The 368-nt window shown below is 44.0% G+C and carries 1 protein-coding gene; it reads left to right on the forward strand.

Features of this window, described 5'->3' with window-relative positions; translation table 11 throughout:
- Positions 1 to 368 (forward strand): Ig-like domain-containing protein (locus CD122_RS09695; protein ID WP_240624157.1); only part of this gene is annotated, 368 nt, incomplete at both ends.

The following is a 368-nucleotide window of genomic DNA, read 5'->3' on the forward strand; positions in this document are numbered from 1 at the left end:
TAACAGATACAGTAGCACCAGATGCACCGACAGTAGACCCAGTGAAAGCTGGCGACACAGAAGTGACAGGTAAAGGTGAACCAGGATCAACAATTATAGTTACATTCCCAGACGGTACAGAAGGCACAACAACTGTAGATAAAGACGGTAACTGGACTGTTAAAGTTCCAGATGGTACAACAATCAAACCAGGTGACGAATTAGATGTAACTGCGACAGATGAAGCAGGAAACAAATCAGACGTTACAAAAGTTAAAGTACCAGATACTGACAAAGATACAGTAGCACCAGATGCACCGACAGTAGACCCAGTGAAAGCTGGCGACACAGAAGTGACAGGTAAAGGTGAACCAGGATCAACAATCACA

The sequence above is a fragment of the Staphylococcus rostri genome (assembly GCF_002902145.1).
Taxonomy (GTDB): domain Bacteria; phylum Bacillota; class Bacilli; order Staphylococcales; family Staphylococcaceae; genus Staphylococcus; species Staphylococcus rostri.